This window comes from Staphylococcus caeli, from assembly GCF_900097965.1.
Classification (GTDB): Bacteria; Bacillota; Bacilli; order Staphylococcales; family Staphylococcaceae; genus Staphylococcus; species Staphylococcus caeli.
Window position 1 is genome coordinate 58101 of the sequence record NZ_FMPG01000006.1, and the last position, 25619, is coordinate 83719.

Here is a 25619-nt window from a genome sequence, read left to right on the forward strand (position 1 = left end):
GAAATATAAAACAATGCATTAATGAATACATCACACTCATTTTAACGTGCTTTGCCCAATTAAACAATATTTGAAACAAAATAAAATACATATCTAACATAAATGTTAGACGACACTTTAAAAATGACGGCAATTGCCTTTTATGGTAAATTTGATATGTAGGAGGGAACCCTCATGCAACAACTATTAACTCAGCTTTTAAATGATGTTTCAGAGATGCAACAAAAATTTGAATACGTCAAATCATCCGACACGGACTATGATTTTTATTCAGATGTTGTCCCATTCACACAACAAATCGATCATCAATTATCAAAATTTTGTTCATTAGAAACTCAGATTCTTCAACTGAGTTATATGAATAAGCAAAAATTTGATTTACTAGTTTCAAATATTGAATCTCTATCAGTCGAATGTCATTTTAAAAGAACAAGCAGAAAATTATTTACTGAAAAATTAAAAGCTGTCCAATATGATTTAAGCTATATTCTAAGAAATGAGTCCTTATTATGGTAAAAACTATTTTTGTAACTGGTTACAAGTCGTTTGAATTGAACATTTTCAAAGATGACGCCCCCGAAGTTTCCTATTTAAAAACTTTTATTTCTCATAAATTAGAACAATTGATTGAAGAAGGCTTAGAGTGGGTATTGATACAAGGACAGTTGGGTATAGAACTATGGACAGCTGAAACTGTTTTAGAGTTGAAATCAACTTATCCAGAACTTAAATTAGGTGTAATCACACCTTTTTATGGACATATAGATAGGTGGAATGAACAAAACCAAGCAAAATATCATGCTATTGCTCAACAAGCCGACTATGTAGATAGCGTATTTCACACACCATATGAGGGCCCACATCAATTTAAGCAGACCGATCAATTTATGCTAGATCATACGGATTTAACGCTTTTAATTTATGATGAAGAGCAAGAAGCAAGTCCTAAGTTCTTTAAGCAGATGTTAGTTGATTTTATGGAAAAAACAAATTATACTTGTGATATTGTGACGTTTGATGAATTAACCGAATTTATCAACGACTTACAGTGGTCTCAAGAACAAAGTTTCGAATGAGGTGGAGAAAAAATGTCAGAAGTTTCATTAAAATTATCAGCAAAAGATATTTACGAAAAAGATTTTGAAAAAACAATGACTCGTGGTTACAGAAGGGAAGAAGTTGATGCCTTCTTAGATGATATTATAGCTGATTATCAAAAAATGGCAGATTTAGATAATGAAGTCGTAAAATTATCTGAAGAAAATAATAAGTTAAAGAAAGAACTTGAAGAGTTAAGACTACGTGTTGCTACATCGAGACCACAGGAAAATAAAAACTTCTCTTCAAGTCATAGTTCAACTAATGCGAACAGTGGCAACAACAATAACAATGTCGATATTTTAAAAAGAATATCTAACTTAGAAAAAGCTGTATTCGGAAAATAAAAGTACTTATATGCTACATTTTGAATCACATTAAATGTATGTCTATAATTAGAGCCTGGGACATAAATAGATGTCTCAGGCTCTTATCAAATTAGGCAATAGATGACTGAATTGAAAATATAAAGTCTCACTGCTTTAATTTATTAAGTTAGTGAGACTTATGCCTGAGCTTCAGCTCAGGTAAACATTTCAACACTAGTCATCCTTGCCGGGGTGGGACTACGAAATCTTTATTAGAGAAATGGATTTCTGTCCCACTCTTATTTGTAATATGAAATTTATAAGTCCAAATACATATACAATTATTGTATTCGTTCATACAATAATTGTATATGTATGAGTTATATTTGCAGTTAATCAGACTAATTAATTTTTTGTTTGTTTAGCTGCATGATTAATGATATAATTCTAAAGATGGTGTTTCGGGTAATCGCTATAGTGATATAGAGGAAAGTCCATGCTCACACAATCTGAGATGATTGTAGTGTTCGTGCTTGATGAAACAATAAGTCAAGGCATTAAGTTGACGGCAATGAAATAACCTAAGTCTCTAGATATGGTTAGAATAGTTTGAAAGTGCCACAGTGACGTAGCTTTTATAGAAATATAAAAGGTGGAACGCGGTAAACCCCTCGAGTGAGCAATCCAAATTAGGTAGGAGCACTTATTTAGCGGAATTCAACGTATAAGTAAGACACACTATTATAAAAAGTGTGTAGACAGATGGTTACCACCTGCGTACGAGTGTCTCTAGTACACGTTAGCAGTACAATGGTACAAAACATGGCTTATAGAAATATCATCACTAGACCCAAGCTCTCCCAAATCGGAGAGCTTTTTTCATTGTTGTGAAGATGATATTGGCAGATAATATTCAATGAAACCTAAGTCGATGTCATATCTATTTAAAATAACTTTTGATAAAATAAAAACAAATCTTTAATTAAGAAGGAGCAAAACAATGTATCAATTATTAGCTGTATGTCCAATGGGATTAGAAGCAGTTGTAGCTAAGGAAGTACAAGAACTTGGTTACGAAACAACTGTCGAAAATGGCAAAATCTTTTTTGATGGTGATGAAACTGCGATTGTAAAATGTAATTTGTGGTTACGAACAGCCGATAGAATTAAAATTGTAGTTGGTCAATTCAAAGCAACGACATTTGATGAGCTTTTTGAAAAAACGAAAGCATTACCATGGGAAACACTCATCGAAGAAAATGGTAACTTCCCAGTACAAGGTCGAAGTGTCAAATCCACATTATATAGTGTTCCTGATTGCCAAGCAATCGTAAAAAAGGCAATTGTCGAACGCTTACGTCATGCATACCAATCTCGTGGTTGGTTAAATGAAACAGGCGCAAAATATCCAGTTGAGGTTGCAATCCTAAAAGATCAGGCACTTCTAACTATTGATACTTCAGGATCCGGTCTTAATAAACGTGGCTATAGAATTGCACAAGGTGAAGCACCAATTAAAGAAACGCTTGCAGCGAGTTTAATTCGATTAGCCAATTGGACAGGGGATACACCATTAGTTGATCCATTTTGTGGTTCAGGCACAATTGCAATAGAAGCTTGTTTAATTGCTCAAAATATTGCTCCTGGTTTCAACCGCGATTTCGTTTCTGAACAATGGGATATTATGCCAGACCGTTTATATGATGAAATGAGAGATGAAGCTGACCAAGCTGCAAATTATGATCGTAAACTTGAAATTTATGCGTCTGATATTGATCCTGAAATGATTGAGATTGCTAAAAGGAATGCTGAAGAAGTCGGATTAGCAGATATTATCCACTTTAGCGTCCAGGATGTTAATACGTTGACTATCGAAGAAGCAACACCAGTTGCATTAATCGGTAACCCACCATATGGTGAACGTATTGGGGACAGAGATAAAGTAGAAGAAATGTATCGTTATATAGGACAATTAATGCAACAACATCCACAGTTATCAACATATATTTTAACGAGTAATACAGAGTTTGAATTTTTAGCTAATAAAAAAGCAACTAAACGTAGAAAATTATTTAACGGTTATATTGAATGTACTTACTATCAATACTGGGGCAAAAAAGAGCCACGTAAATAGTACAATCATTTGATTTATTAGGGAAAGTGGTGTTACAAGTGAATAGTGAATTTAAAAAAGGGATTATATTTGCATTTGGAGCATATTTTTTATGGGGTATCTTACCCATATATTGGGATTTAATTAAAAATATTGGTGCTTTTGAAATCTTATCTTTTAGAATTGTCTTATCAATGATTTTTATGTTGCTAATCATTATCTCAAGTAAATATAAATCTTCATTCAAAAGAGATGTCACCCAACTTTTTGCAAATCCAATTCAATTAATTGCAATTATTGCAGCGGGATATGTGATTACTATAAATTGGGGAACCTTTATTTGGGCCGTAACAAATGGTCACGTATTACAGTCTAGTTTAGGTTATTATATTAATCCTTTAGTCAGCATTTTACTTGCGTTCATATTTTTAAAAGAGCGTTTTAATAAACTTGAATGGCTTGCAATTGCTCTAGCTGTAGTTGGCGTGCTTTATATGACTGTGAAAATTGGAGTCTTCCCAGGAATTTCTTTACTACTTGCTGGCTCTTTTGGGATTTATGGTTTAATTAAAAAAGTGGTTCCAATCGATGCAGTTAGTAGCATTACTATTGAATGTATTGTTACTGCACCAGCTGGCTTTATCTATCTTTGGTATATATGGCACAGTGGGGGCATGTCATTTGGAGCAAATCTATCTTCTTTTTGGCTTATTTTCTCTGGTATCGTAACTGCTATTCCATTAATATTATTTTCAGCTGGAGCAAGACGTATTCCATTATCATTGACAGGATTTATACAATATATCGGACCTACACTTATGTTTATTTTAGGAATATTCTTATTTAAAGAGCCTTTTGATATCGACCAATTGATTACATTTATATTTATTTGGATTGGAATTATCATTTATAGTATTTCTCAGTATTATAAAATCAAGAAAGATAAAAACCCTGTAATTAGATAACCACCTTAATTTAACCTCTAATCAAATTTTGGATTAGGGGTTTTTATTTAAGAAAATTTAGATGATTTCAAGATACGTTTAGTACTTTCAAAAATGGATATTTGTATAAATGAGATTATTAAAATTTTTAACTACTAAATAACGTTTTATATAAGTTTGTAGCAATACTATCAAATAGGAGTGCTTAGATCACTAGAGTTTTAATTATCGGGGCAAATGGTGCAATTTCAAAGGCAACAATATACTCATTTTTAGAAAACACATCTTATACATTACGTTTATTTCTAAGAGATGCTAATCGTTTACCGGATTATGCTTCGGATCGAATCAGAGTTCGTGAAGGAGATGCTACAAATCCTGAAGCTGTAGCCCGAGCTATGGAAGATGTAGATATCGTATTCGCAGCATTGTCAGGAGATTTGGCAGAAGCAGCAAGAACTACTGTTGACGCGATGCAAAAAAATAATGTCAAACGCTTAATATTTGTCACATCTCTTGGTATTTACAATGAAGTTCCAGGTTATTTTGGTACGCGGGTACAAGCACAAACAAATGACTATTTATCAACATATCGACAGGCCGCAGAAATAATAGAAAATTCAAACCTAGAATATACAATATTTAGACACGCATGGTTAACTGATACAAATGAAATAGACTACGAAATTACAAAAAAAGATGAATCATTTAAAGGTACTGAAGTATCTCGGAAAAGCGTCGCAGCACTAGCTGTTCAAATTGCCAAAAATCCAACATTACATCTCAAAGATAATATCGGAATCCATAAACCAAATACTGATTTCAAAAAACCAAGATGGTATTAGAACACGTTACAATAAAACAATCTGTGATTAACCTAAATCGTCACATCATTGATTAGTTGTAGAAAACAGATAATAAAAAAACACATCACATAAAATATGTTAGCGATGAAAAGTGAGTACGACAATGGGCTCAGCTTTCATCGCTTTTAATATATTAACGAAGATTCAAAAATAAAGGCTATAATACACATTAAATTCAAATACTTCCTTTAGACATGCAATCATTTGTTATACAATAAGTATTAATTACATAAAAGTAATAAAGGGGATACGAAAGATGTCTAATACGCAACAACTCGATATTTTATATAAATTAAAAAAAGAAGTCGAAAAATCAAATAATAGCAATCTTGTACACATTGTTAATCAAGTAATTAAAAAAGTGTTTTTAGAGCAATATACCGCAACGTTTGTTGGTCATTTTTCTGCAGGGAAATCGACACTCATAAATTTATTACTTGAAGAACAAATATTACCAAGTTCACCAGTTCCTACAACTAGTAATACCGCAATCGTTTCTGTATCTGATCAACCTGGAATCATCGCAAATTTAAATAATCAGCAATACACGATTTTAAATAACTATGATGAAGTCAAACAGATGAATCGAGAAAATTTTGATGTAGAGTCTGTAGAAATCAAATTCCCGTCCGATAAGTTCACCAAAGGATTTACATTACAAGATACGCCAGGTGTGGATTCGAATGTTTCAACACACCAATCAAGCACTGAAACGTTCATGTATACAAGTAACATACTGTTTTATACCGTTGATTATAATCATGTTCAATCTGCTTTGAATTTCCAATTTATGAAACAGCTTAATCGTGCAGGGGTCCCTGTCGTATTTATCATTAATCAAATCGATAAACACAATGAAGATGAAATTACTTTCGACACATTTAAAGCACGTGTTGAAAAATCAATTACAGATTGGGAAATCAGATTGGACCGTACATTTTATGTATCGAAATATGATCATCCATTCAATGAAATTGATGCACTTTCTTCCTATCTAGTTGAAAAAGATCAACAACGCGAAACGATAGAATCTTATGTTGAACGTATCGTTAATTTTATAACAGATGAACAGTTATCTTACATCCAATATGAAATTCAAGATTTATTAGATAAATTAGATATTAATGAAGCTGATTTTGACCAAGCCTATCTTAATTTCAAGCAGCATCAAGAAGTGAGTGAAGAAGCTAAATTATTAAATAACCCAGACCAATTATACGAATTTTTAAAACAAAAGCGTAAAGCAATTATTGAAAATGCGTATATTATGACACATGATACGAGAGAAACAATTCGTATCTATTTAGAGAGTCGTACCAAAGATTTCTCAGTTGGTGGCTTGTTTAATAAGAAGAAGAAAACAGAAGAAACTCAACAACAACGCTTGAATGATGTACTTGAGATACTACAAGAAAAAATAAATCAAGAAATACGTCAACCCTTAAGAGAAGACATGTCATTTTTAACTCGATTCATCAATGATTCTGAAATCAATGATGCAATTCTCAATCAACATTATGTAATACCGCCTGAATTAATAACTGATTTATATCAAATGCAGATTTCTATTAGTAACCAATATGTCTTAACTTTTTGTGATGATTTGATGAAATCTATTAAACAATTTATTGCTAAGGCGTCGGATCCGTTATTTAAAAAAGCCATTCAACATGCACAAGCTAACGATATTGGCACAGAGCAAGAGGATGATTACAATGATTATGAAAAATTTATCGAAATGCGCAGTTTAAGAGAATCTTTAGAAACTCATAATTATAAACACTATTATATCCATATAGATGATTCGCTCGATAAACTGATAGATAGAAAAGAAATTAGCTACACTCCAAAATCTACAACCAATGAAACTCAAAAACACAAAAAAAATGAAGCAAGCTTAAATACTGATTCTCAAGACCGTACACAAAATATTAAAAATGCACTAGATATTATCAAAAACGTCCCATTGTTTGATCAAACAAAACAAGATATTGAAGATACATTAGCAAGATTAGATAAAAAGATAGTTAAAATTGGGGTATTTGGAACATTTAGTGCAGGTAAGAGTAGCTTAATCAATGCACTACTAGGCGACCACTATTTAGTCAGCTCGCCAAATCCAACAACTGCTGCCATGACTGAATTAACATACGGTCAAGATAGCCAAATTACCTTAAAATCTTCTGAACAACTTTTAGAAGAACTTAATAATGTGTTTGAAGTAGAAAATAAATCATTTGATAGTATCGAGGCATTTTTAAATAAAAATACAAATAAACTAAAAGCAAACTTAGAAAAAAATAAATTAGCATTTGTTAATGCTGTCGAGCAACATTATGATATGTATGAAAAGATGTTAGCAGAAGGTCAAACACATACCATTGAACAAGATGAAATTAGAAAGTGGAGTGCTGAAGACGAATATGCAACTTTTGTAAATACAGTACATTTGAAATTGCCTTTAGATTGGTTAAAAGATAAAATTATCGTCGATTCACTTGGATTGCATTCAAATAACCAACGTCATACCAATGAAACCGAAAAAATTCTTACATCGTCTGATTTAATACTTTATGTTAGCTATTTCAACCATTCATTTACTGATAATGACAAACGCTTCATTGAACATATGAAAGAAATGAATCAACTTAATGATAATCAAGCATTTAAAATGGTTGTCAATGCAACAGATTTAGCAGAAACAGAAGAAGATTTAAATGCTGTTATCGATTATGTCGAAGACGCATTAAATCAAGTAAATATGGACTCAGAAATATTTGCTGTATCTAGTAGAGAAGCATTAAAATCAAATGATGACGGTATCACTAAATTACAATCTAGCATACAACGTTTTACACAAATAGAATCTAAAACAATTTTACAGCAACAAATGCTTAACCAACTGACACATATTTCAGAAGCTTATGAACAAATGATTGAAGAATATAAAAACAATAAATCACAAATAGAACAACGCAAACAAAAATTAAAAAAATATGAAAGTAATACCATATTCAGTGGTAACATTCTTCAAATTGCTGAACAACGTGCTTACAATGAAGTTGAAGACCAAGTTTATCACTTGAATGAACGATTAAAACTGCAACTACAAGATGAAGTTAAATCTATTTATAATGGACAGATGACTAAAAACAATAATTTCAATGATGAAAAACGTCAATCAACTAAAGTATACTTAGATCAAATACACCAACGTTTATATTTAGAACAATCATTGCTGGTAGAGCGTGTAAAAAAATATTTCCATCAACAGCTGCATACAGAAATTGCACCACTAAAACAAAAGTTAGAACAATTACATGTATTTATTGAACCAGAATTCAAAAAAAGTCAAATAGAACTCAACGAACCATTTTTAAAAATCGATTTGGAAAAAATGATTCATTCATTACCAAAAACTTTAACTAAAAAGAACATTTTGCAACCAAAAACACAGAGTTCTATACAAGAACAAATTACGTATGAAACCATTACATTATTAGCTTCATGTATAGCTGATTTAAGACAAGCTCTCAATGATATTGTTGCTAAAATGAGCGGTTTAGCAGAAGATAAATTCAATGACTTTGAGCAAGATGTACATCAACAAATTAATGAACTCTTAGCCTTCGACATTGATGACGCATTGATCATGCAATTACAAGAAACGAATGCCCAACTAAAAACTTTATTGTAAAGAAAAAAGAGGTACTACAAATGTCTAATAAAATATTATTAATTGATGGAATGGCACTATTATTTCGCCATTTCTTTGCAACAAGTCTCCATAAACAATTTATGCGTAATTCATCTGGTATACCTACAAATGGCGTTCAAGGATTTGTCCGCCATGTTTTTACAGCAATTAATGAAATTCAACCAACACATGTTGCAGTTTGTTGGGATATGGGTAAATCAACTTTTAGAAATGATATGTTTGATGGATACAAACAAAACAGACCTGCACCACCTGAAGAACTCATTCCACAATTCGATTACGTTAAAGAAATCTCTAATCAATTTGGATTTGTAAATATAGGTGTTCAAAATTATGAAGCAGATGATGTCATTGGTACGCTTGCGCGACAATATTCGGATGAAAATCAAGTTTATGTCGTGACTGGTGACAGAGATATATTACAATGCATTAATAATAATGTTGAAATCTGGTTAACCAAAAAAGGGTTTAATATTTATAACCGTTACACACTTGACCGCTTCCAAAGTGAATATGGACTTACGCCTCTACAACTCATTGATGTTAAAGCATTTATGGGAGATACAGCAGATGGATACCCTGGTGTTAAAGGTATCGGTGAAAAAACAGCAATTAAATTGATTCAAAATTATGGCTCTGTCGAATCAGTCTTAGAGTCGCTGGAACAATTAACACCTGGTCAACGTACTAAGATAGAAGCCAACATAGATAACTTGAAACTTTCTAAAACACTGGCAGAAATACACACAGAAGTTCCATTAAATACTGGTGATCTGCTAACGTCCATGCAATTTGGGACAGAGCTTTCTAAGATATTAACGATATGTCAAGAACACGAGTTATATGTCTCAAGAAAATATTTATCGACACACTTTGGTTAACAGTAGGAGAAATATAGCCACAACCATGCAAACGATTAATACATGACTAACCAAAAAGCACCTGTTCGTATATGTTCGAACAGGTGCTTTTCTATAGTTACAAGTTATTTCTTGTTTAGTTTTATAATATTGTACAGGGCGTTTTTAGCATGATGGTTCGCTTCTTTGTTTTGATTTCTTGGTATCCACCTCACAAAAAGTAAATCAAATTGTTGTTCCAATTCTAAAATTTGTCGATAATACGGTTTAAATTTTTCATTTTTAACATTTCCTCTATTGATACTATCTTCAATTAATTTAGAATCTGTATAAACCAAGGCCGTCGTAATTTGATGCGTCAATGCGCATTCTAAGGCAAATACAAAAGACGCCCATTCAGCACTATGATTGTCCATGATACCCAATTGCTTCGTATGATGTATCTGTTCACTGTCTGTTTTCAGTACTACAGCACAAGCACTTTCACCTGGATTACCAGATGTTGCAGCATCGAAATATATCTTTGCCATAACTTCACCCTCATAAACTAGATTTATATTTATACTAACAAATTAATAGCAATTAAACTATATTTCTATAATCAATGCTAATAAGATGTTCTATTAATATGAAATGTGATAGACTCTAATTATATTCTTACTATTAAAGTCGGAATTAAACATGAAAGAAGGGTAGTATTTATGAAAAATATGTTTATCATACATGGCTATCAAGCCACAACAAAAAGCCATTGGTTTGAATGGTTAGCTTCAGAAATGAATAAATATGATTATTATGTCGACATTGTATATTTGCCAAATTCTAAAAATCCTGACGCCAAACAGTGGTTTAATGCAATACAAGCGCGTCTGCAAAATAATTTAAACGCAGAAACAATAATTGTTGCACATAGCTTAGGTGTCGTATCAGTATTAAGTTATTTAACTCAACTTCATGATTATCCAAAAATTAAAGGTCTTTTTTTAGTTTCTGGTTTTAACGAACCATTAAATAATATACCAGAATTAAATCATTATTTGTCCCAAACACAAATCGATTACAATAGCATTTTTGCACAACATATTATTTCTATCGGAGGGAACCAAGATCCTATTGTCGACATAGAAGCAACAAAGCGTTTATCGAAAGCGTTAGGCATTACAACACAACAGATTGAACATAATGGACATTTCCTAGATCGTGATGGATATACTAAATTCGAGTTTTTAAAAGATCAAATACTCAAAACAATACAAAACAAAAACTCTGAAATCGGTAGATAACCGATTCCAGAGTTTTTTTAATAGCCTTCGTCCAACTTACTAATTTTTCCTTTACGGTACATTGATTTTGCCCAATAACCGAATGGAACATTAAATATCGTTGAAATCATTTTCAATAGATAAGTTGTAATAAAAATTTCAAACACTGCTGCATTAGGCATTGATCCATAAAATGCTATCAACACGAATAAGGCAGTATCAATAATATTACTTATAATTGTACTTCCATACGCTCTTAGTATAAATGTTTTATCAGAACTAAATACCTTTTTAATTAGCGAGAATAGTAGTACATCTAAATGTTGACCAATTATATATGCAATTACCGAACCTAAAGCAATTCTAGGTACTAGGTTAAATATCGAATCTAATGCTTGTTGTGATGTATCTATAGGGGATGGCGTAAAATGCAATGACATCTGCATAACAATTATCATTACTAATGTTGAACTAAATCCAATCCACACAGCACGCTTAGCTATTTTTCTACCATAAATATCATTCAAAATGTCTGTTGCTAAATAAATGGAAGCAAACATCACATTTCCTAAAGTTGCAGAAATCGTAAAAATATCTATCGTTTTGATAACTTGAATATTCGCTATTATAGTTCCTATGGCAATCCAAGCAATCAACCCATGTTTTCCAAAACAACGATACATTGCGACTAAAAGTAAAAAGGTCACTATGAAAGTGACGACACCAAATAATTCATTAAACAATTTAATTCCCTCCTAAATTTTGATTATGCGGGTGTTTAGAAACCGCAAAACAACAACCTAGTAATTTTATCAGATAATTTTAAAATTACAAGTATGTTTAGTGATAAATCAACCAACATTTTGTAATAAACTAAATTGCGAATTTAATGATTAAACAATAGTCCATACAAATGCTATAATTACTTCAAACATCACTTATTTAATCACAGGATGAACTTTAAAATAATGTTTTTTCTTAGAATTATTTAAGCACGTCACTAAAAATGTTTTAATAGGGTTATGAATTGAAATTATAATGTTAGATTTATATCCCGCTACCATTGGCAGTTTATAAAATTAATTGATAGAATCAGGCTATGCACAAAATTTGTCTGTAGCCTGATGTTATTTTTGAGTAATATAGGAGCGTGAATGTTATTCTAACGTATTCGGAAAAACAAGCTATTGCTACAATAGATCATTTAATGAATACCTATTGTAATCAATGTTTACTTAAGCAACACATTAAAAAAACTGAAGGCAAGACACAAGCTCACCATTTTTGTATCAGTGAGTGTTCAATTGGGAAAGAAATTAAACAATTAGGCAATGAATTACAATAAACAGGAGGCTCATTCATGGAAATTAAAGAAGTTACACAAACACCAAATCCAAATACAATGAAAATTGTATTACAGTTGTCAGGTGATGATTTTAAACCTAACACATATTCAAAGGTAAAGGATGATCAGCCAGATTACATTAATGAAATTTTAAAAATAGACGGTATAGCTTCTATTTTTCAGGCTATGAATTTTATATCTGTGGATAAAAAATCCGATGTTGTATGGGATGATTTACTACCTAAAGTAACCGATACCCTAAACGAAATATAATAAGGAGGTTTCTTTATGGAAATTCTACGCGTAGAACCTACACCAAGTCCAAACACAATGAAAATTGTATTGAGTGAAAAAAGACATGATAATAAATCAAATACTTACAATACAATAAAAGATGATCAACCACAGTTCATTAATGACATACTCACTATTGAAGGTGTGAAATCTATATTTTATGTCATGGACTTTCTTGCTATAGATAAAAAAGGGAAATATGATTGGGAAACGCTACTTCCAAAAATTACCGCTTCACTCAATAATGATAATAACGATTTAAACAATCATTTACCAGATGACCACTATGGTGAGGTAAGCGCAGAAGTATTAAAATTCAAAAATATACCTTATCAAGTTAAACTTACAACTAAATCTGAAGAGAAACGTAAGCAACTTCCTGAAATTTACATTGATAGTATGCTTGCTGCACAAAAAGATGACGATAATATCGTATTTCTTAGAAAATGGGAAGATTTAGGTGTTCGTTATGGAGAAATAGATGACGTCATGAGTGAAGTTTTTGAAGAAATATTAGCATTATATCCAGAAAGTGAGTTAAATACACTTGTTGAACATGCCTTAAATACTGATGTTATTATGCAAGAAAAACAGTATCAACATGTATCTCTAGAAACTTATCAAGCAACTGATGACTGGAAAGAACGTTTAAGAATGTTGAAATCATTTCCTAAACCGACATTGGAGGACTTCCCGCTTTTAGGTGATGTGATTAGTGATGAAGAAAAAACACCCTTAAGACGTGAAGCGATTGTGTTACTTGGTATGATTGAAGACGAAGCCGTACTACCATACTTGTTTAAAGGTTTACATGACAAGAGCCCGGCGGTTAGAAGAACAGCAGGCGATTGTTTAAGTGATTTAGGTTTTAAGCAAGCACTTCCAGAAATGGAAAAAGCATTAGATGATCCACATAAAATAGTTAGATGGCGTGCAGCTATGTTCCTATTTGACGAAGGTGGACCTGAACAATTGGAAACACTACGCGCTCACGAACAAGATTCTGCATATGAAGTAAAACTTCAAATTGAAATGGCCATTGCTAGAATTGAAAATGGAGATGAAGCATTAGGTTCTGTTTGGAAACAAATTGCAAATAGAGACAAGTCCTAGAAACAAGTTTTATACACAATACTTAGGATTGACAAAGGAGAGATAATAATGAATGCATACGAAGCATATATGAATGAACTAGCAACACAAATGCGTAGTGAGCTTACTGGCCGCGATTTTAAAAGTCTAGAATCGGCAGAAGCAGTATCAGAATTCATGAATAATGTCGGAGAAGACGAAACCACTTTTGTAGTTATTAATTCTACATGTGGTTGTGCAGCTGGGTTAGCTAGACCAGCTGCAGTTACAGTTGTTGAACAAAATGACAAAAAACCAACAAATAAAGTTACAGTATTTGCTGGTCAGGATAAAGAAGCAACAGAAACAATGCGTGCATACATTCAACAAGCACCATCAAGCCCATCATACGCGCTCTTTAAAGGACAAACGTTAAAACACTTTATTCCTCGCGAGCATATTGAAGGTAGAGATATTCAAGATATATGTATGGATATTAAAGATGCGTTTGATGATCATTGTGAGTAATACTTTTTGATTATAATGACTTTAGTTAATTAATATTAAATTGATGTCTTTGTAGTCTTTGCTTCTATAATTAATATAAATCATCGGATGCCAACTTATGTCATCCCTCTTTATTTATTGAGTATGGATAGTTGGCATTAATTTTTTAAATTATACTTATCGTATATAACGTTTTCACAAAATGATGTATAATTTACTCAACATATACTACTTTTACACAATCAATGGTAAATCCTTTATCTTATTTCTATAATCCAATAAGATTAAATAAAATTAAAATTGGAAGGAGTAGATGGTTATGTTAAATTCTTTTGACCAAGCTTATCACGATTTGTGCGAAGAAATTTTAGAGATTGGTAAGCAAAAAGATGATCGCACAAACACAGGAACAATTTCGAAATTTGGTCACCAACTCAGATTCGATTTAACTAAAGGCTTTCCTTTACTCACAACTAAAAAAGTATCGTTTAAACTAGTAGCTACAGAATTACTATGGTTTATAAAAGGTGATACAAATATTAAATATTTACTGCAATATAATAATAATATTTGGAATGAATGGGCGTTTGAAAATTATATTCAGTCATCTGATTACGATGGTCCAGATATGACTGACTTCGGACATAGAGCTCAAGTAGATGTAGCATTTAACGAAAGCTATAAAGCTGAAATGAAAAAATTTAAAGATCGTATTCTAAATGATGATGATTTTGCTCAAAAATATGGAGATTTAGGTAATGTCTACGGTAAACAATGGCGAGATTGGCAAGATGCTCAAGGTAATCACTTTGATCAATTGAAAACTGTCATTAATCAAATCAAAAACAACCCAAATTCAAGACGTCATATTGTGTCTGCATGGAACCCGACTGAAATTGATACAATGGCGTTGCCACCGTGTCATACAATGTTTCAATTCTATGTACAGGACGGCAAATTAAGCTGCCAATTATATCAACGCAGCGCTGATATCTTTTTAGGTGTGCCATTTAATATTGCAAGTTACAGTTTATTAACTCATTTAATCGCAAAAGAATGCGGCCTTGAAGTAGGTGAATTTGTGCATACATTCGGAGATGCACATATTTATTCAAATCATATGGAAGCGGTCGAAACGCAATTAGCTAGAAATAGTTATAATCCTCCGCAACTAAAAATCAATTCTGACGCATCAATCTTTGATATAGACTTTGAAGATCTTGAAATTGTAAATTATCAATCGCATCCAGCAATTAAAGCACCAATTGCTGTATAATTGAATGACAAACTTGAATAAGTAGTTTTTAAAACATGTCAAAATTATAAATATAACTTATATTTCAATATTTGGAGGAACAATATGACACTTTCAATTCTTGTAGCCCATGATCAGCAACGTGTAATTGGTGTGAACAATCAATTGCCCTGGCATTTACCAAGTGATTTAAAACATGTCAAAGCTTTGACTACTGGACATACACTCGTCATGGGTCGCTCAACATTTGAATCTATCGGGAAACCGCTTCCTAATAGACGAAATGTTGTCTTAACTAGAAATAAATCATTTCAACATGAAGGCGTGGACGTCATTCATTCCATTGAAGACATATATAAATTGCCTGGTCATGTCTTCATATTTGGTGGTCAAACACTTTTTGAGGCAATGATTGATAACGTAGATGATATGTATATCACCGTCATTGAAGATAAATTTAATGGCGACACTTTCTTTCCACCTTATACATTTAAAACGTGGGATATCGCTTCATCCATTGAAGGTAAATTAGATGATAAAAATAAGATACCTCATACTTTTTTACATTTAACGCGTAAGTCAAGTTCATAGGAGGACATATATGATGAAAAAGAAAATTGTAACCGACTCAACATCAGATTTAGCACATAGCTATTTATCGGAAAATAATATCCATGTTATACCTTTGAATTTAACTATTGACGGTGAATCATATGTAGATCAAATAGACATATCATCTGAAGCTTATATTGAAAAAATTCAAGATAATGCCGATGTTAAAACCAGTCAACCATCAATCGGGAAATTTATCGAAGTCTATGATGAACTTGGCGCAGATGGCTCTGAGATTATTAGTATTCATATGACTTCAGGATTAAGTGGTACCTATCAAACAGCTTTACAAGCAAGTGAGATGACTGAGAGTAACGTCACTGTCATTGATTCCAAGTCAATATCTTTTGGTTTAGGCTATCAAGTTCAACATATTGTAGATTGGTGTAATGAAGGTTTATCTACTGAAACAATCGTCTCAAAAGTATCAGAATTACAAAATAACATAAAACTTTATGTAGTTATCGGCCAGTTAAATCAACTCATTAAAGGTGGTCGTATCAGTAAAACTAAAGGCTTGATAGGCAATATGATGAAAATCAAACCCATTGGCACTCTTGAAAATGGAAAAATTGAACTCATACACAATTCACGTACCCAAAATGCAAGCGTACAATTTCTGAAAAAAGAAGTAAGTGCATTTATAGGTGATAAAAAAATAAAGTCTATAGGTATTGCTCATGCAAATATTATCGAGTTTGTGGATAAGGTTAAGAAACATTTTTCTGAAGAATTTAACTTCAGTCAATTTGATACTAACGTGACCACACCGGTAATCACAACACATACAGGCCAGGGCGCCATCGGTTTAGTTGTCTTAAAATCCTAATTTATTACAGTCGATATGCTATTTAATTCATATGCTAATCAGTCTTAATATATATATAATCATTTTCATAGCATTTTTCTTAAAATAATGGTAATTTTATGACAAAATAGATATAGGAGGTATAATATGGCTTATGCGACATTAGCTGGTGGTTGTTTCTGGTGTTTAGTTAAACCATTTACATCTTACCCTGGTATTGAAAATGTTGTCTCTGGTTATAGTGGCGGTCATACTGATAACCCAACATACGAAAGTGTGAGCACAAATCAAACTGGACATGTTGAAGCAGTACAAATCACATATAATTCTGAAATCACTACCTTCGAAAATATTTTAGATATATACTTCAAAACATTTGACCCAACAGATAATACTGGTCAATTTTTTGATCGCGGTGAACATTATGAGCCAGCTATCTTTTATCATGATGAACATCAAAAAAAAGCAGCCGAAGCAAAAATACAGCAATTAAATGAACAAAACGTGTTCGATAAGCCTGTGATTACGCCCATTAAACCGTATAAAAACTTTTATCCAGCAGAAACTTATCATCAAGATTATTATAAGAAAAACCCACTACATTACGAACAATATCAACGTGGGTCTGGACGTAAAGGCTTTATAGAACAACATTGGGGGAAACAGCATGATTAAAAAGAATAAAAATGATTTAAATGAAATGGAATATTTAGTTACACAAGAAAATGGTACAGAACCACCTTTTCAAAATGAATATTGGAATCACTTTGAAAAAGGTGTCTACGTAGATAAAATTTCTGGCAAACCATTATTTACTTCTGAAGAAAAATTTGAATCAGATTGTGGTTGGCCAAGTTTCTCTAAAGCACTAGATGATGATGAAATTATTGAACTCGTTGATAAAACATTTGGGATGGTACGCACAGAAGTACGTTCTGAAGATGCAAATAGTCATTTAGGTCATGTGTTTAATGATGGTCCTAAAGAAACTGGTGGCTTAAGGTATTGTATAAATTCTGCAGCAGTACAATTTATTCCATTTGAAAAGTTAGAAGAGCTTGGTTATGAAGATTTAATACCACATTTTGAAAAATAAGGAGAGAACATATTATGTTTAAAAAATTATTCGGTAAAGGTAAAGAAGTTAACAAAGAAAGTGCAATTTATGCACCAATTACAGGTGAGTATGTAAAAATCGAAGATATACCAGATCCTGTTTTCGCGCAAAAGATGATGGGAGAAGGTTTCGGGATTAATCCTACTGAAGGTGAAGTTGTATCACCAATCGAAGGTAAAGTTGATAATGTATTTCCAACTAAACATGCAATAGGCTTAAAAGCTGAAAATGGTTTAGAAATTTTAGTTCATATCGGCCTTGATACAGTCCAACTTGACGGACAAGGTTTCGAAGTTTTAGTTGAAAGTGGGGATTCAATTAACGTTGGCGATCCATTATTAAAATTTGATTTAGACTATATTAAAACAAACGCAAAATCAGTAATTTCACCAATCATCATTACAAATTCTGATAATACATCAGATATTTCAGTTGAATCTGTAGCTGCAGTTAAAAAAGGTGAAACAAAAATTATTGATGTGACAATGAATTAATGAAAAATCATTCATTTTACCATTTTGCACTTACGGCACGTGGTCGTAAAGATGAAAAAGGTGAGTTAGCAGAAGCTATATTTGATGATTTGTCTTTTCCAAAGCATGAAAAAGACTTTCATGTATTATCAGATTATATTGAAACACAAGGCAACTATACGATTTCCTTATCAGTATTTGATGATTTATATGAAGAATATACTGAATGGCTTAAATTTTAAAATCAAGAATGTCTGAAGACTCTATATAATTAAATGTATGTCTTAGTATTTATTTCTATATTTAATAATGACTTTTATCATATATATTTGACTTAAATGGAGTAATACCAAATCGCTGACATTATGATAGTCATAAATCAGAGTAGGTTAATCATCAGTTGTCTTTATTGGCATGAATTAATGTTTGTCTCATTTATTGAAACTTGTCATTTTAAGACTGTGTCCACTAAAATATTAAGTAGCAATTAAAGGCTGGGATTAAACTAATCGGTTCAATCCCAGCTCATTTTATTTCAAATTAAATTTCAAAGCATTCATTTTTACATAAGTATTGGAAGTGATTACATGTCAGATAGTAAAGACACCAATGAATTAAACAATCAACACGAAGAAGAAAAACAAACCAAATATTTAAATTTTAAAAAATCCAAGTTAATATGGATCTTAATTGCAACTATTCTAATTACAGCCATAGTTACTGTATTTGCGACGATTGGTATTAGTCATTGGAAAAGTGGTTTGACGAATGACCAAAGATCAGAAGTAAAAAAAATAGAAGAAGTCTATCGAACACTGAACAATGAATATTATAAAAATCAAAGCTCTGAAAAATTATCAAATGCTGCTATTGACGGTATGGTAAAAGAATTGGATGATCCGTATTCAGACTATATGACTAAGAATGAAACACAATCCTTTAATGAAGATGTTTCTGGAGATTTTGTTGGGATCGGAGCGGAAATGCAGAAGAAAAATGATAAAATTGAAATTACCAGTCCTATGAAACAATCACCAGCCGAAAAGGCCGGTCTCAAGCCTAAAGATGTCGTAACTAAAGTTGATGGCAAATCTATTAAAGGTCAACCATTAGAAGTCATAGTAAAAAAAGTGCGAGGTAAACAAGGCACCAATGTTACATTAACTATTGAACGCGGTGGGCAATCACATGATATTAAAATTAAGCGAGATAAAATTCATGTTAAAAGTGTAGAATACAAAAAACATGGAAATGTAGGCGTCTTTACAATTAACAAGTTCCAAAGCAGTACATCAGCCGAACTAAAATCTGCAATCATCAAAGCGCACAAAGAAGGCGTACGCAAGATTGTTTTAGACTTACGTAATAACCCAGGCGGATTATTGGATGAAGCAGTTAAAATGGCGAATATCTTCATAGATAAAGGCGAAACAGTTCTCCAATTAGAAAAAGGCAAAGACAAAGAAGCTATCAAGACGTCAAATGATGCATCAAAAGAAGCAAAAGATATGGATGTTTCCATTCTTGTAAATAAAGGATCAGCGAGTGCATCAGAAGTATTTACAGGAGCAATGAAAGACCACAATAAAGCAAAAGTATATGGTTCCAAAACTTTTGGTAAAGGTATTGTACAAACAACACATGAGTTTAAAGATGGTTCCTTATTAAAATTCACTAACATGAAATGGCTTACTCCAAAAGCTCATTATATACACGGTAAAGGGATTAAACCTGACGTGAAAATTGATAGTCCTGCATATGAATCACTTAATGTCATTCCAAACGACAAAACATATCAGTTGGGTGACAATAGTAAACATGTTAAAACTATGAAAGTAGGTTTAACTGCATTAGGTTATAAAGTAGATAATGAGTCTAACGACTTTGATAATTCTTTAGAAAATGTAATTAAATCCTTCCAAAGAGATAATAACTTAAATGTGGATGGTAAATTCACTAAACAAACGAATGAAAAATTCACACAACAACTCGTTGATAAAGCAAATGAAAAAGACACTGTTTTAAATACATTATTGAAGAAATTAAATTAATTTAGAGGGGTAATCCATTTATGATTTAGAACAGCTAATAAGAATGATTTATCTAGTATTTTAAGCATCGTTGAAGAAGCAAAATCTATAATGAAGCAAGATAATAATGATCAGTGGGACGAATATTATCCTTTAGAAGAACATTTTGAGCAAGATATCGAAAAAGAAACACTTTTTGTACTTGAAGAAGATTCTAAAATTTATGCATTTATAGTTATCGACCAACAGCAGTCAGAATGGTATGATGAAATAGAATGGCCAGTTAACAGAAATGGTGCATACGTGATTCATAGACTTGCAGGTTCTTCAGAATACAAAGGGGCGGCGACTCAGTTATTTGATTTTGCTGTTAATATGGCATTGGAGCATCAAATACATGTTTTAATCACTGACACGTTTGCTTTAAATAAACGTGCACAAGGACTGTTTGAAAAATTTGGATTTACTAAAGTAGGCGAAGCAGAAATAGATTATCACCCATATAATAAAGGGGAACCATTTTATGCCTATTATAAAAATTTAGAAGAATAGAGGTTATACTATGACGAAAATCGCATTTACCGGTGGCGGCACCGTTGGACATGTTTCTGTAAATTTAAGTTTAATTCCAACAGCCATAGAAGAGGGGTATGATGCCTTTTATATCGGTTCTAAAAATGGGATTGAACGTGAAATGATTGAATCTCAATTACCGTCAATTAAATACCATGCAATATCAAGTGGCAAACTACGCCGATATATTTCATGGGATAACATTAAAGATATTTTCAAAGTCTTAAAAGGTATTCTGGATGCACGACGTATATTAAAAAAAGAAAAACCAGATATCCTGTTTTCAAAAGGTGGATTTGTATCTGTTCCCGTTGTCATCGCAGCAAGAACATTAAAAATACCTACCATTATTCATGAATCAGATTTAACACCTGGTCTCGCCAATAAAATTTCATTAAAATTCGCCAAGAAAATCTATACTACATTCGAAGATACTTTAAAATATCTGCCGCAAGATAAGGCAGACTTTGTTGGTGCGACAGTGAGAGAAGATTTAAAAACTGGCGATAAACATAGAGGGTACCAATTAACAGCATTTAATCAAAACAAGAAAGTATTGTTAGTCATGGGTGGTAGTTTAGGTAGTAAAAAATTAAACTCAATTATTAGAGAAAATCTTGCTTCATTGCAAAAGAACTACCAAATTATTCATCTAACTGGTAAAGGATTACTAGACGACTCCTACAAAAATCATCCTGACTATGTTCAGTTTGAATTTGTAAAAGATGACCTCACAGATTTACTTGCAATTACAGATACAGTAATTAGTCGTGCAGGGTCTAATGCCATTTATGAATTTTTAGCATTACGACTACCAATGTTGTTAATTCCCTTAGGTTTAGATCAATCACGAGGAGATCAAATCGACAATGCAAAGTATTTTGAATCTAAAGGTTTTGGTAAAACGATACCTGAAGACACCTTGACTGAAAATGCATTGATTACTGAACTGAACGCTATTGAAACAAACCGTGATACAATTATTAAGCAAATGGATGCTTATAAAGAAAGTTATACAAGACAAGATTTATTCCAAAAAATTGTTAAAGATGCTTTAAATTAATTAGGAGGTTCTATGCAATGAGTCATTGGAAAAGAATATCATTACTCATTATTTTTACATTAATATTTGGCATCATTGCATTCTTCCATGAATCACGATTAGGAAAATGGATTGATAATGAAGTCTATGAATTCATATATTCATCAGAGAGCTTTATCACGACAACAATCTTCCTCGGTGTGACTAAAGTTGGTGAAGTTTGGGCAATGGTATGTTTATCACTATTACTTGTAGCTTATTTAATGCTTAAACGCTTAAATATCGAGGCATTATTTTTCGCAATTGCAATGAGCTTATCTAGTACGTTAAATCCGCTTCTAAAAAATATTTTCGATAGAGAACGCCCAACTCTATTGAGACTGATTGATATTTCTGGATTTAGTTTTCCGAGTGGACATGCAATGGGTTCTACCGCCTTTTTTGGTAGTACCATGTATATTGCAAATCGCGTGATGGATGGTAAAGCAAAAGCGTTTATGATAGGCCTTTCTGCATTATTTATTATTATGATTTCATCTTCACGTGTCTATTTAGGCGTTCATTATCCTACTGATATCATTGCAGGTATCATTGGCGGGGCGTTCTGCATTGTGCTTTCAACGCTTATTTTAAGACATAAGTTACTCACATAAATTTTTTAGTATTTAAAAAAGGCAGATCGTTAAGATATATTACTTAACGACCTGCCTTTATTGTGTCAAAATTTATTATAAAAACCGATTTTACTAAGTAAAACCGGTTTCTATATTCACGTTGTCTCGCAACGTTAGTCTTTTACGGGCATATAAAAGGGGATATTTTTGAAAATGATCAATCCAAATAAGAACGTAATATGTGTGGGGGGAATGTCTTATCTTTGGTATTGATAATCATTTTCAATTACATTATACAATACTGAGAATGATTGTCAATTAAAAATCTATAAATTTTTAAATTTGTTCTTTCTAAGTATATGCAACTTACTTCGTAGTCTGATAATTACTTTAATAAAATCTTTCCCATTTATTTTTTATAATGACTTTCTACAAATGTCATTTTCATTTAATATATACATGAGGTGCTGCAATATGACAAAAATTTTAATAGTGGAAGACGAACAAAATCTCGCACGTTTTATAGAGCTTGAACTAGAGCATGAAAATTATGAAGTTGATATCGAATATGATGGCCGTCCAGGCTTGGAACGTGCATTAACAAATGACTATGATCTAATCTTATTAGATTTAATGTTACCTAATATTAATGGTTTAGAAATATGTCGCCAAATTCGTCAAAATCAAACAACTCCAATCATTATTATCACGGCTAAAAGTGATACCTATGATAAAGTTGCTGGCTTAGATTATGGTGCAGATGACTATATCGTAAAACCATTTGATATTGAAGAATTACTTGCAAGAATTCGTGCGATGTTACGTAGACAACCACAAAAGAATATTTTAAATATCAATGGTATTATTATAGATAAAGACGCATTCAAAGTCACAGTCGATGGTCAAAGACTTGACTTAACTAAAACTGAATATGATCTATTATATTTACTTGCAGAAAATAGGAATCACGTATTACAACGAGAACAAATTATCACTGATGTTTGGGGATATGATACGGAAGTAGAAACAAATGTTGTAGATGTTTATATTCGTTATTTAAGAAACAAACTGAAGCCTTTTGGAAAAGATAAAACTATAGAGACCGTTCGTGGTGTCGGATACGTGATAAGACAATGAAGCAACGTAAATTAAAAACAAAATGGATGCTGATTACAACAACAATCACTTTTTTGACCATTTTTATTTTCAGCATTATTATCATTTACTTTTTAAGTACATCACTAAGACATAATGAATTAAATGAAGCTGAACGAAGTTCCGAAGACATCGTAAAGTTATTTGAATCCAAGAACATCAATCGAGTATCTCCACTGGATTTAAATGCATCTTTAGGTAATTTTCAAAAAGTAATGCTGTTTGATGACGATGGACACAAGATTATAGAAACATCGAATGACAACTCAATTACATATTCACCGAACATTGTTCCAAATAATCTTAATCACATTGCAATTAGAAACAATCAGAATACAGAATATCTCATCATTACAGATCAAATCGACTCGCCCAAATTCCATGGCTATAGCGTTATTGTACATTCATTAGATGATTATAATGCTCTAGTAAGTTCTTTATATTTTATAGCATTAATATTTGGTATTATCGCCACATTTATAACGGCAATAATAAGCTATTTCTTCTCATCTCAAATCACTAAGCCTTTAATCTTAATGTCGAATAAAATGCAACAGATTCGTCGTGATGGTTTCCAAGAAAAAGTAGAATTAACAACAAACTACGAAGAAACAGATAATTTAATCGTGACATTTAATGAAATGATGTTCCAACTCGAAGAATCATTTAATCAACAACGGCAATTTGTCGAAGATGCATCACATGAACTTCGCACACCACTTCAAATCATCCAAGGTCATTTAAATTTAATCAATCGTTGGGGCAAGAAAGATGCCGCAATACTAGAAGAGTCACTAGATATCTCATTAGAGGAAATGGCAAGGATTACAAAGTTAGTAGAAGAACTTTTATTACTCACTAAAGATAATAATAATTCCAGAGCTGGCGATATTGAAAACGTAGATATTAATGCAGAGATTACATCGCGCATTAAATCATTAAAACAATTGCATAACGATTATACTTTTGAATTCGATGCCTGTCCGAAACCACTTAACATCAAAATAGATCGTTATCAATTAGAACAAGTGCTCATTATTTTCATAGATAATGCTATGAAATATGATCAAATCAATAAATACATTCATATTCAAACTAATTTGAGAAACAAACAAATATCTATAGAAATCACGGACCATGGTGTCGGCATTCCAAAAGAGGATATTGATTTTATTTTTGATCGCTTTTATAGAGTTGATAAATCACGTTCTCGTAAACTCGGCGGTAATGGCCTTGGATTGTCCATTGCCAAAAAAATCATTGAGTTAAATCATGGTACGATTCACGTAGAAAGTGAAGTAGGTAAATATACGACATTTAAAATTACATTTTAATTATTACGACAAATACTTTATATAGATAAATCTGGGACATAAATAGATGTCTCAGATTTTTTATTTGGCTGTTGATGACTGCATTGAAAATGATATTAAATCATGTTTTTTCAATCCTAAATATCCATACAGAGGGTAGAACTATCAAACTTTTAATGAAGCATTTGATTTCTGTTCTATTTAAATTTAATTATATTCTTGACCTAGATTAAATTTCTCA

General features: G+C 32.0%; 27 protein-coding genes, 1 other RNA gene and 1 pseudogene. 27 read left to right on the plus strand and 2 right to left on the minus strand.

The window, feature by feature from the left end:
- Positions 1-174 precede the first annotated feature (174 nt).
- The 9 genes from BJS11_RS08050 (at position 175) to BJS11_RS08090 (ending at position 9928) form a co-directional block, all read left to right on the plus strand.
- Positions 175-516 (plus strand): DUF1798 family protein, encoded by a 342-nt coding sequence (locus BJS11_RS08050; protein WP_069996071.1) that lies wholly within the window; start codon positions 175-177, stop codon positions 514-516.
- Positions 510-1076 carry an SLOG family protein gene (locus BJS11_RS08055; RefSeq protein ID WP_069996072.1) on the plus strand — a complete coding sequence of 189 codons (567 nt, stop codon included), beginning with the start codon at positions 510-512 and terminating at the stop codon, positions 1074-1076. The genes BJS11_RS08050 and BJS11_RS08055 overlap by 7 nt, the downstream gene beginning before the upstream one ends.
- Before the next feature lie 12 nt (positions 1077-1088).
- On the plus strand, positions 1089-1445 hold the full coding sequence (gpsB, locus tag BJS11_RS08060) for a cell division regulator GpsB (RefSeq protein ID WP_069996073.1): 357 nt from the start codon (positions 1089-1091) through the stop codon (positions 1443-1445).
- Positions 1446-1863: 418 nt separating this feature from the next.
- Positions 1864-2241: RNase P RNA component class B (gene rnpB, locus BJS11_RS08065), an RNA gene on the plus strand.
- A 165-nt stretch (positions 2242-2406) separates the two neighbouring features.
- On the plus strand, positions 2407-3540 hold the full coding sequence (locus BJS11_RS08070) for a THUMP domain-containing class I SAM-dependent RNA methyltransferase (protein WP_069996074.1): 1134 nt from the start codon (positions 2407-2409) through the stop codon (positions 3538-3540).
- A 38-nt stretch (positions 3541-3578) separates the two neighbouring features.
- Positions 3579-4484: an EamA family transporter RarD gene (gene rarD, locus BJS11_RS08075; protein WP_069996075.1), complete on the plus strand. Its 906-nt coding sequence runs from the start codon at positions 3579-3581 to the stop codon at positions 4482-4484.
- A gap of 188 nt (positions 4485-4672) precedes the next feature.
- Positions 4673-5308 carry an NAD(P)H-binding protein gene (locus tag BJS11_RS08080; protein ID WP_069996076.1) on the plus strand — a complete coding sequence of 212 codons (636 nt, stop codon included), beginning with the start codon at positions 4673-4675 and terminating at the stop codon, positions 5306-5308.
- A 277-nt stretch (positions 5309-5585) separates the two neighbouring features.
- The gene (locus BJS11_RS08085) at positions 5586-9026 is read left to right on the plus strand and encodes a dynamin family protein (protein WP_069996077.1); all 3441 of its coding nucleotides are present in this window, start codon (positions 5586-5588) and stop codon (positions 9024-9026) included.
- 20 nt (positions 9027-9046) lie between these two features.
- A complete protein-coding gene (locus BJS11_RS08090; RefSeq protein ID WP_070014073.1) occupies positions 9047-9928 on the plus strand; it encodes a 5'-3' exonuclease in 882 nt (293 codons plus the stop codon).
- A 104-nt stretch (positions 9929-10032) separates the two neighbouring features.
- Here BJS11_RS08090 and BJS11_RS08095 read toward each other — a convergent pair whose 3' ends face one another.
- Positions 10033-10437 (minus strand): ribonuclease HI family protein, encoded by a 405-nt coding sequence (locus BJS11_RS08095; RefSeq protein ID WP_069996552.1) that lies wholly within the window; start codon positions 10435-10437, stop codon positions 10033-10035.
- Positions 10438-10608: 171 nt separating this feature from the next.
- Between BJS11_RS08095 and BJS11_RS08100 the strand changes: the two genes are divergently transcribed.
- Positions 10609-11190: an RBBP9/YdeN family alpha/beta hydrolase gene (locus tag BJS11_RS08100; protein ID WP_069996553.1), complete on the plus strand. Its 582-nt coding sequence runs from the start codon at positions 10609-10611 to the stop codon at positions 11188-11190.
- A 17-nt stretch (positions 11191-11207) separates the two neighbouring features.
- Here the strand turns inward: BJS11_RS08100 and BJS11_RS08105 are convergent, their stop codons facing one another.
- The gene (locus tag BJS11_RS08105) at positions 11208-11912 is read right to left on the minus strand and encodes a queuosine precursor transporter (RefSeq protein WP_069996554.1); all 705 of its coding nucleotides are present in this window, start codon (positions 11910-11912) and stop codon (positions 11208-11210) included.
- A gap of 407 nt (positions 11913-12319) precedes the next feature.
- Here BJS11_RS08105 and BJS11_RS08110 point away from each other — a divergent pair, with 407 nt between their 5' ends.
- From BJS11_RS08110 to BJS11_RS08190, 17 genes and pseudogenes are all read left to right on the plus strand, one after another.
- Entirely contained in the window at positions 12320-12514 is a 195-nt protein-coding gene (locus BJS11_RS08110) for a zinc-finger domain-containing protein (protein WP_069996555.1), read from the plus strand.
- Positions 12515-12529: 15 nt separating this feature from the next.
- Positions 12530-12787 (plus strand): NifU N-terminal domain-containing protein, encoded by a 258-nt coding sequence (locus BJS11_RS08115; RefSeq protein WP_069996556.1) that lies wholly within the window; start codon positions 12530-12532, stop codon positions 12785-12787.
- 15 nt (positions 12788-12802) lie between these two features.
- Positions 12803-13921: a conserved virulence factor C family protein gene (locus BJS11_RS08120; RefSeq protein WP_069996557.1), complete on the plus strand. Its 1119-nt coding sequence runs from the start codon at positions 12803-12805 to the stop codon at positions 13919-13921.
- Positions 13922-13969: 48 nt separating this feature from the next.
- Positions 13970-14407, plus strand: coding sequence for a bacilliredoxin BrxA (gene brxA, locus BJS11_RS08125; RefSeq protein WP_069996558.1), 438 nt, complete (start codon positions 13970-13972; stop codon positions 14405-14407).
- Positions 14408-14705: 298 nt separating this feature from the next.
- Positions 14706-15662, plus strand: coding sequence for a thymidylate synthase (locus tag BJS11_RS08130; RefSeq protein WP_069996559.1), 957 nt, complete (start codon positions 14706-14708; stop codon positions 15660-15662).
- Positions 15663-15746: 84 nt separating this feature from the next.
- Positions 15747-16232 carry a dihydrofolate reductase gene (locus BJS11_RS08135; RefSeq protein ID WP_069996560.1) on the plus strand — a complete coding sequence of 162 codons (486 nt, stop codon included), beginning with the start codon at positions 15747-15749 and terminating at the stop codon, positions 16230-16232.
- 10 nt (positions 16233-16242) lie between these two features.
- Positions 16243-17082: a fatty acid kinase binding subunit FakB gene (locus tag BJS11_RS08140; protein ID WP_069996561.1), complete on the plus strand. Its 840-nt coding sequence runs from the start codon at positions 16243-16245 to the stop codon at positions 17080-17082.
- Between the two features lie 126 nt (positions 17083-17208).
- Positions 17209-17736 carry a peptide-methionine (S)-S-oxide reductase MsrA gene (msrA, locus tag BJS11_RS08145; RefSeq protein ID WP_069996562.1) on the plus strand — a complete coding sequence of 176 codons (528 nt, stop codon included), beginning with the start codon at positions 17209-17211 and terminating at the stop codon, positions 17734-17736.
- Positions 17729-18157, plus strand: a complete 429-nt coding sequence (gene msrB, locus BJS11_RS08150; RefSeq protein WP_069996563.1) for a peptide-methionine (R)-S-oxide reductase MsrB — start codon at positions 17729-17731, stop codon at positions 18155-18157. The genes msrA and msrB overlap by 8 nt, the downstream gene beginning before the upstream one ends.
- 14 nt (positions 18158-18171) lie before the next feature.
- Positions 18172-18672, plus strand: coding sequence for a PTS sugar transporter subunit IIA (locus BJS11_RS08155; protein ID WP_069996564.1), 501 nt, complete (start codon positions 18172-18174; stop codon positions 18670-18672).
- Positions 18672-18893 carry a YozE family protein gene (locus BJS11_RS08160; RefSeq protein WP_069996565.1) on the plus strand — a complete coding sequence of 74 codons (222 nt, stop codon included), beginning with the start codon at positions 18672-18674 and terminating at the stop codon, positions 18891-18893. The genes BJS11_RS08155 and BJS11_RS08160 overlap by 1 nt, the downstream gene beginning before the upstream one ends.
- Positions 18894-19238: 345 nt before the next feature.
- Complete coding sequence (locus BJS11_RS08165; protein ID WP_069996566.1) at positions 19239-20702, plus strand: S41 family peptidase; 1464 nt, start codon at positions 19239-19241, stop codon at positions 20700-20702.
- 27 nt (positions 20703-20729) lie between these two features.
- A pseudogene (locus BJS11_RS08170) lies at positions 20730-21233 on the plus strand (GNAT family N-acetyltransferase); the annotation flags it as partial.
- Between the two features lie 10 nt (positions 21234-21243).
- On the plus strand, positions 21244-22317 hold the full coding sequence (murG, locus tag BJS11_RS08175) for an undecaprenyldiphospho-muramoylpentapeptide beta-N-acetylglucosaminyltransferase (RefSeq protein WP_069996568.1): 1074 nt from the start codon (positions 21244-21246) through the stop codon (positions 22315-22317).
- Positions 22318-22334: 17 nt separating this feature from the next.
- Positions 22335-22949, plus strand: a complete 615-nt coding sequence (locus BJS11_RS08180; RefSeq protein ID WP_069996569.1) for a phosphatase PAP2 family protein — start codon at positions 22335-22337, stop codon at positions 22947-22949.
- A 435-nt stretch (positions 22950-23384) separates the two neighbouring features.
- Complete coding sequence (locus BJS11_RS08185) at positions 23385-24047, plus strand: response regulator transcription factor (protein ID WP_069996570.1); 663 nt, start codon at positions 23385-23387, stop codon at positions 24045-24047.
- On the plus strand, positions 24044-25399 hold the full coding sequence (locus BJS11_RS08190; RefSeq protein WP_069996571.1) for a HAMP domain-containing sensor histidine kinase: 1356 nt from the start codon (positions 24044-24046) through the stop codon (positions 25397-25399). Before BJS11_RS08185 ends, BJS11_RS08190 begins: the two co-directional genes overlap by 4 nt.
- Positions 25400-25619: the final 220 nt, after the last annotated feature.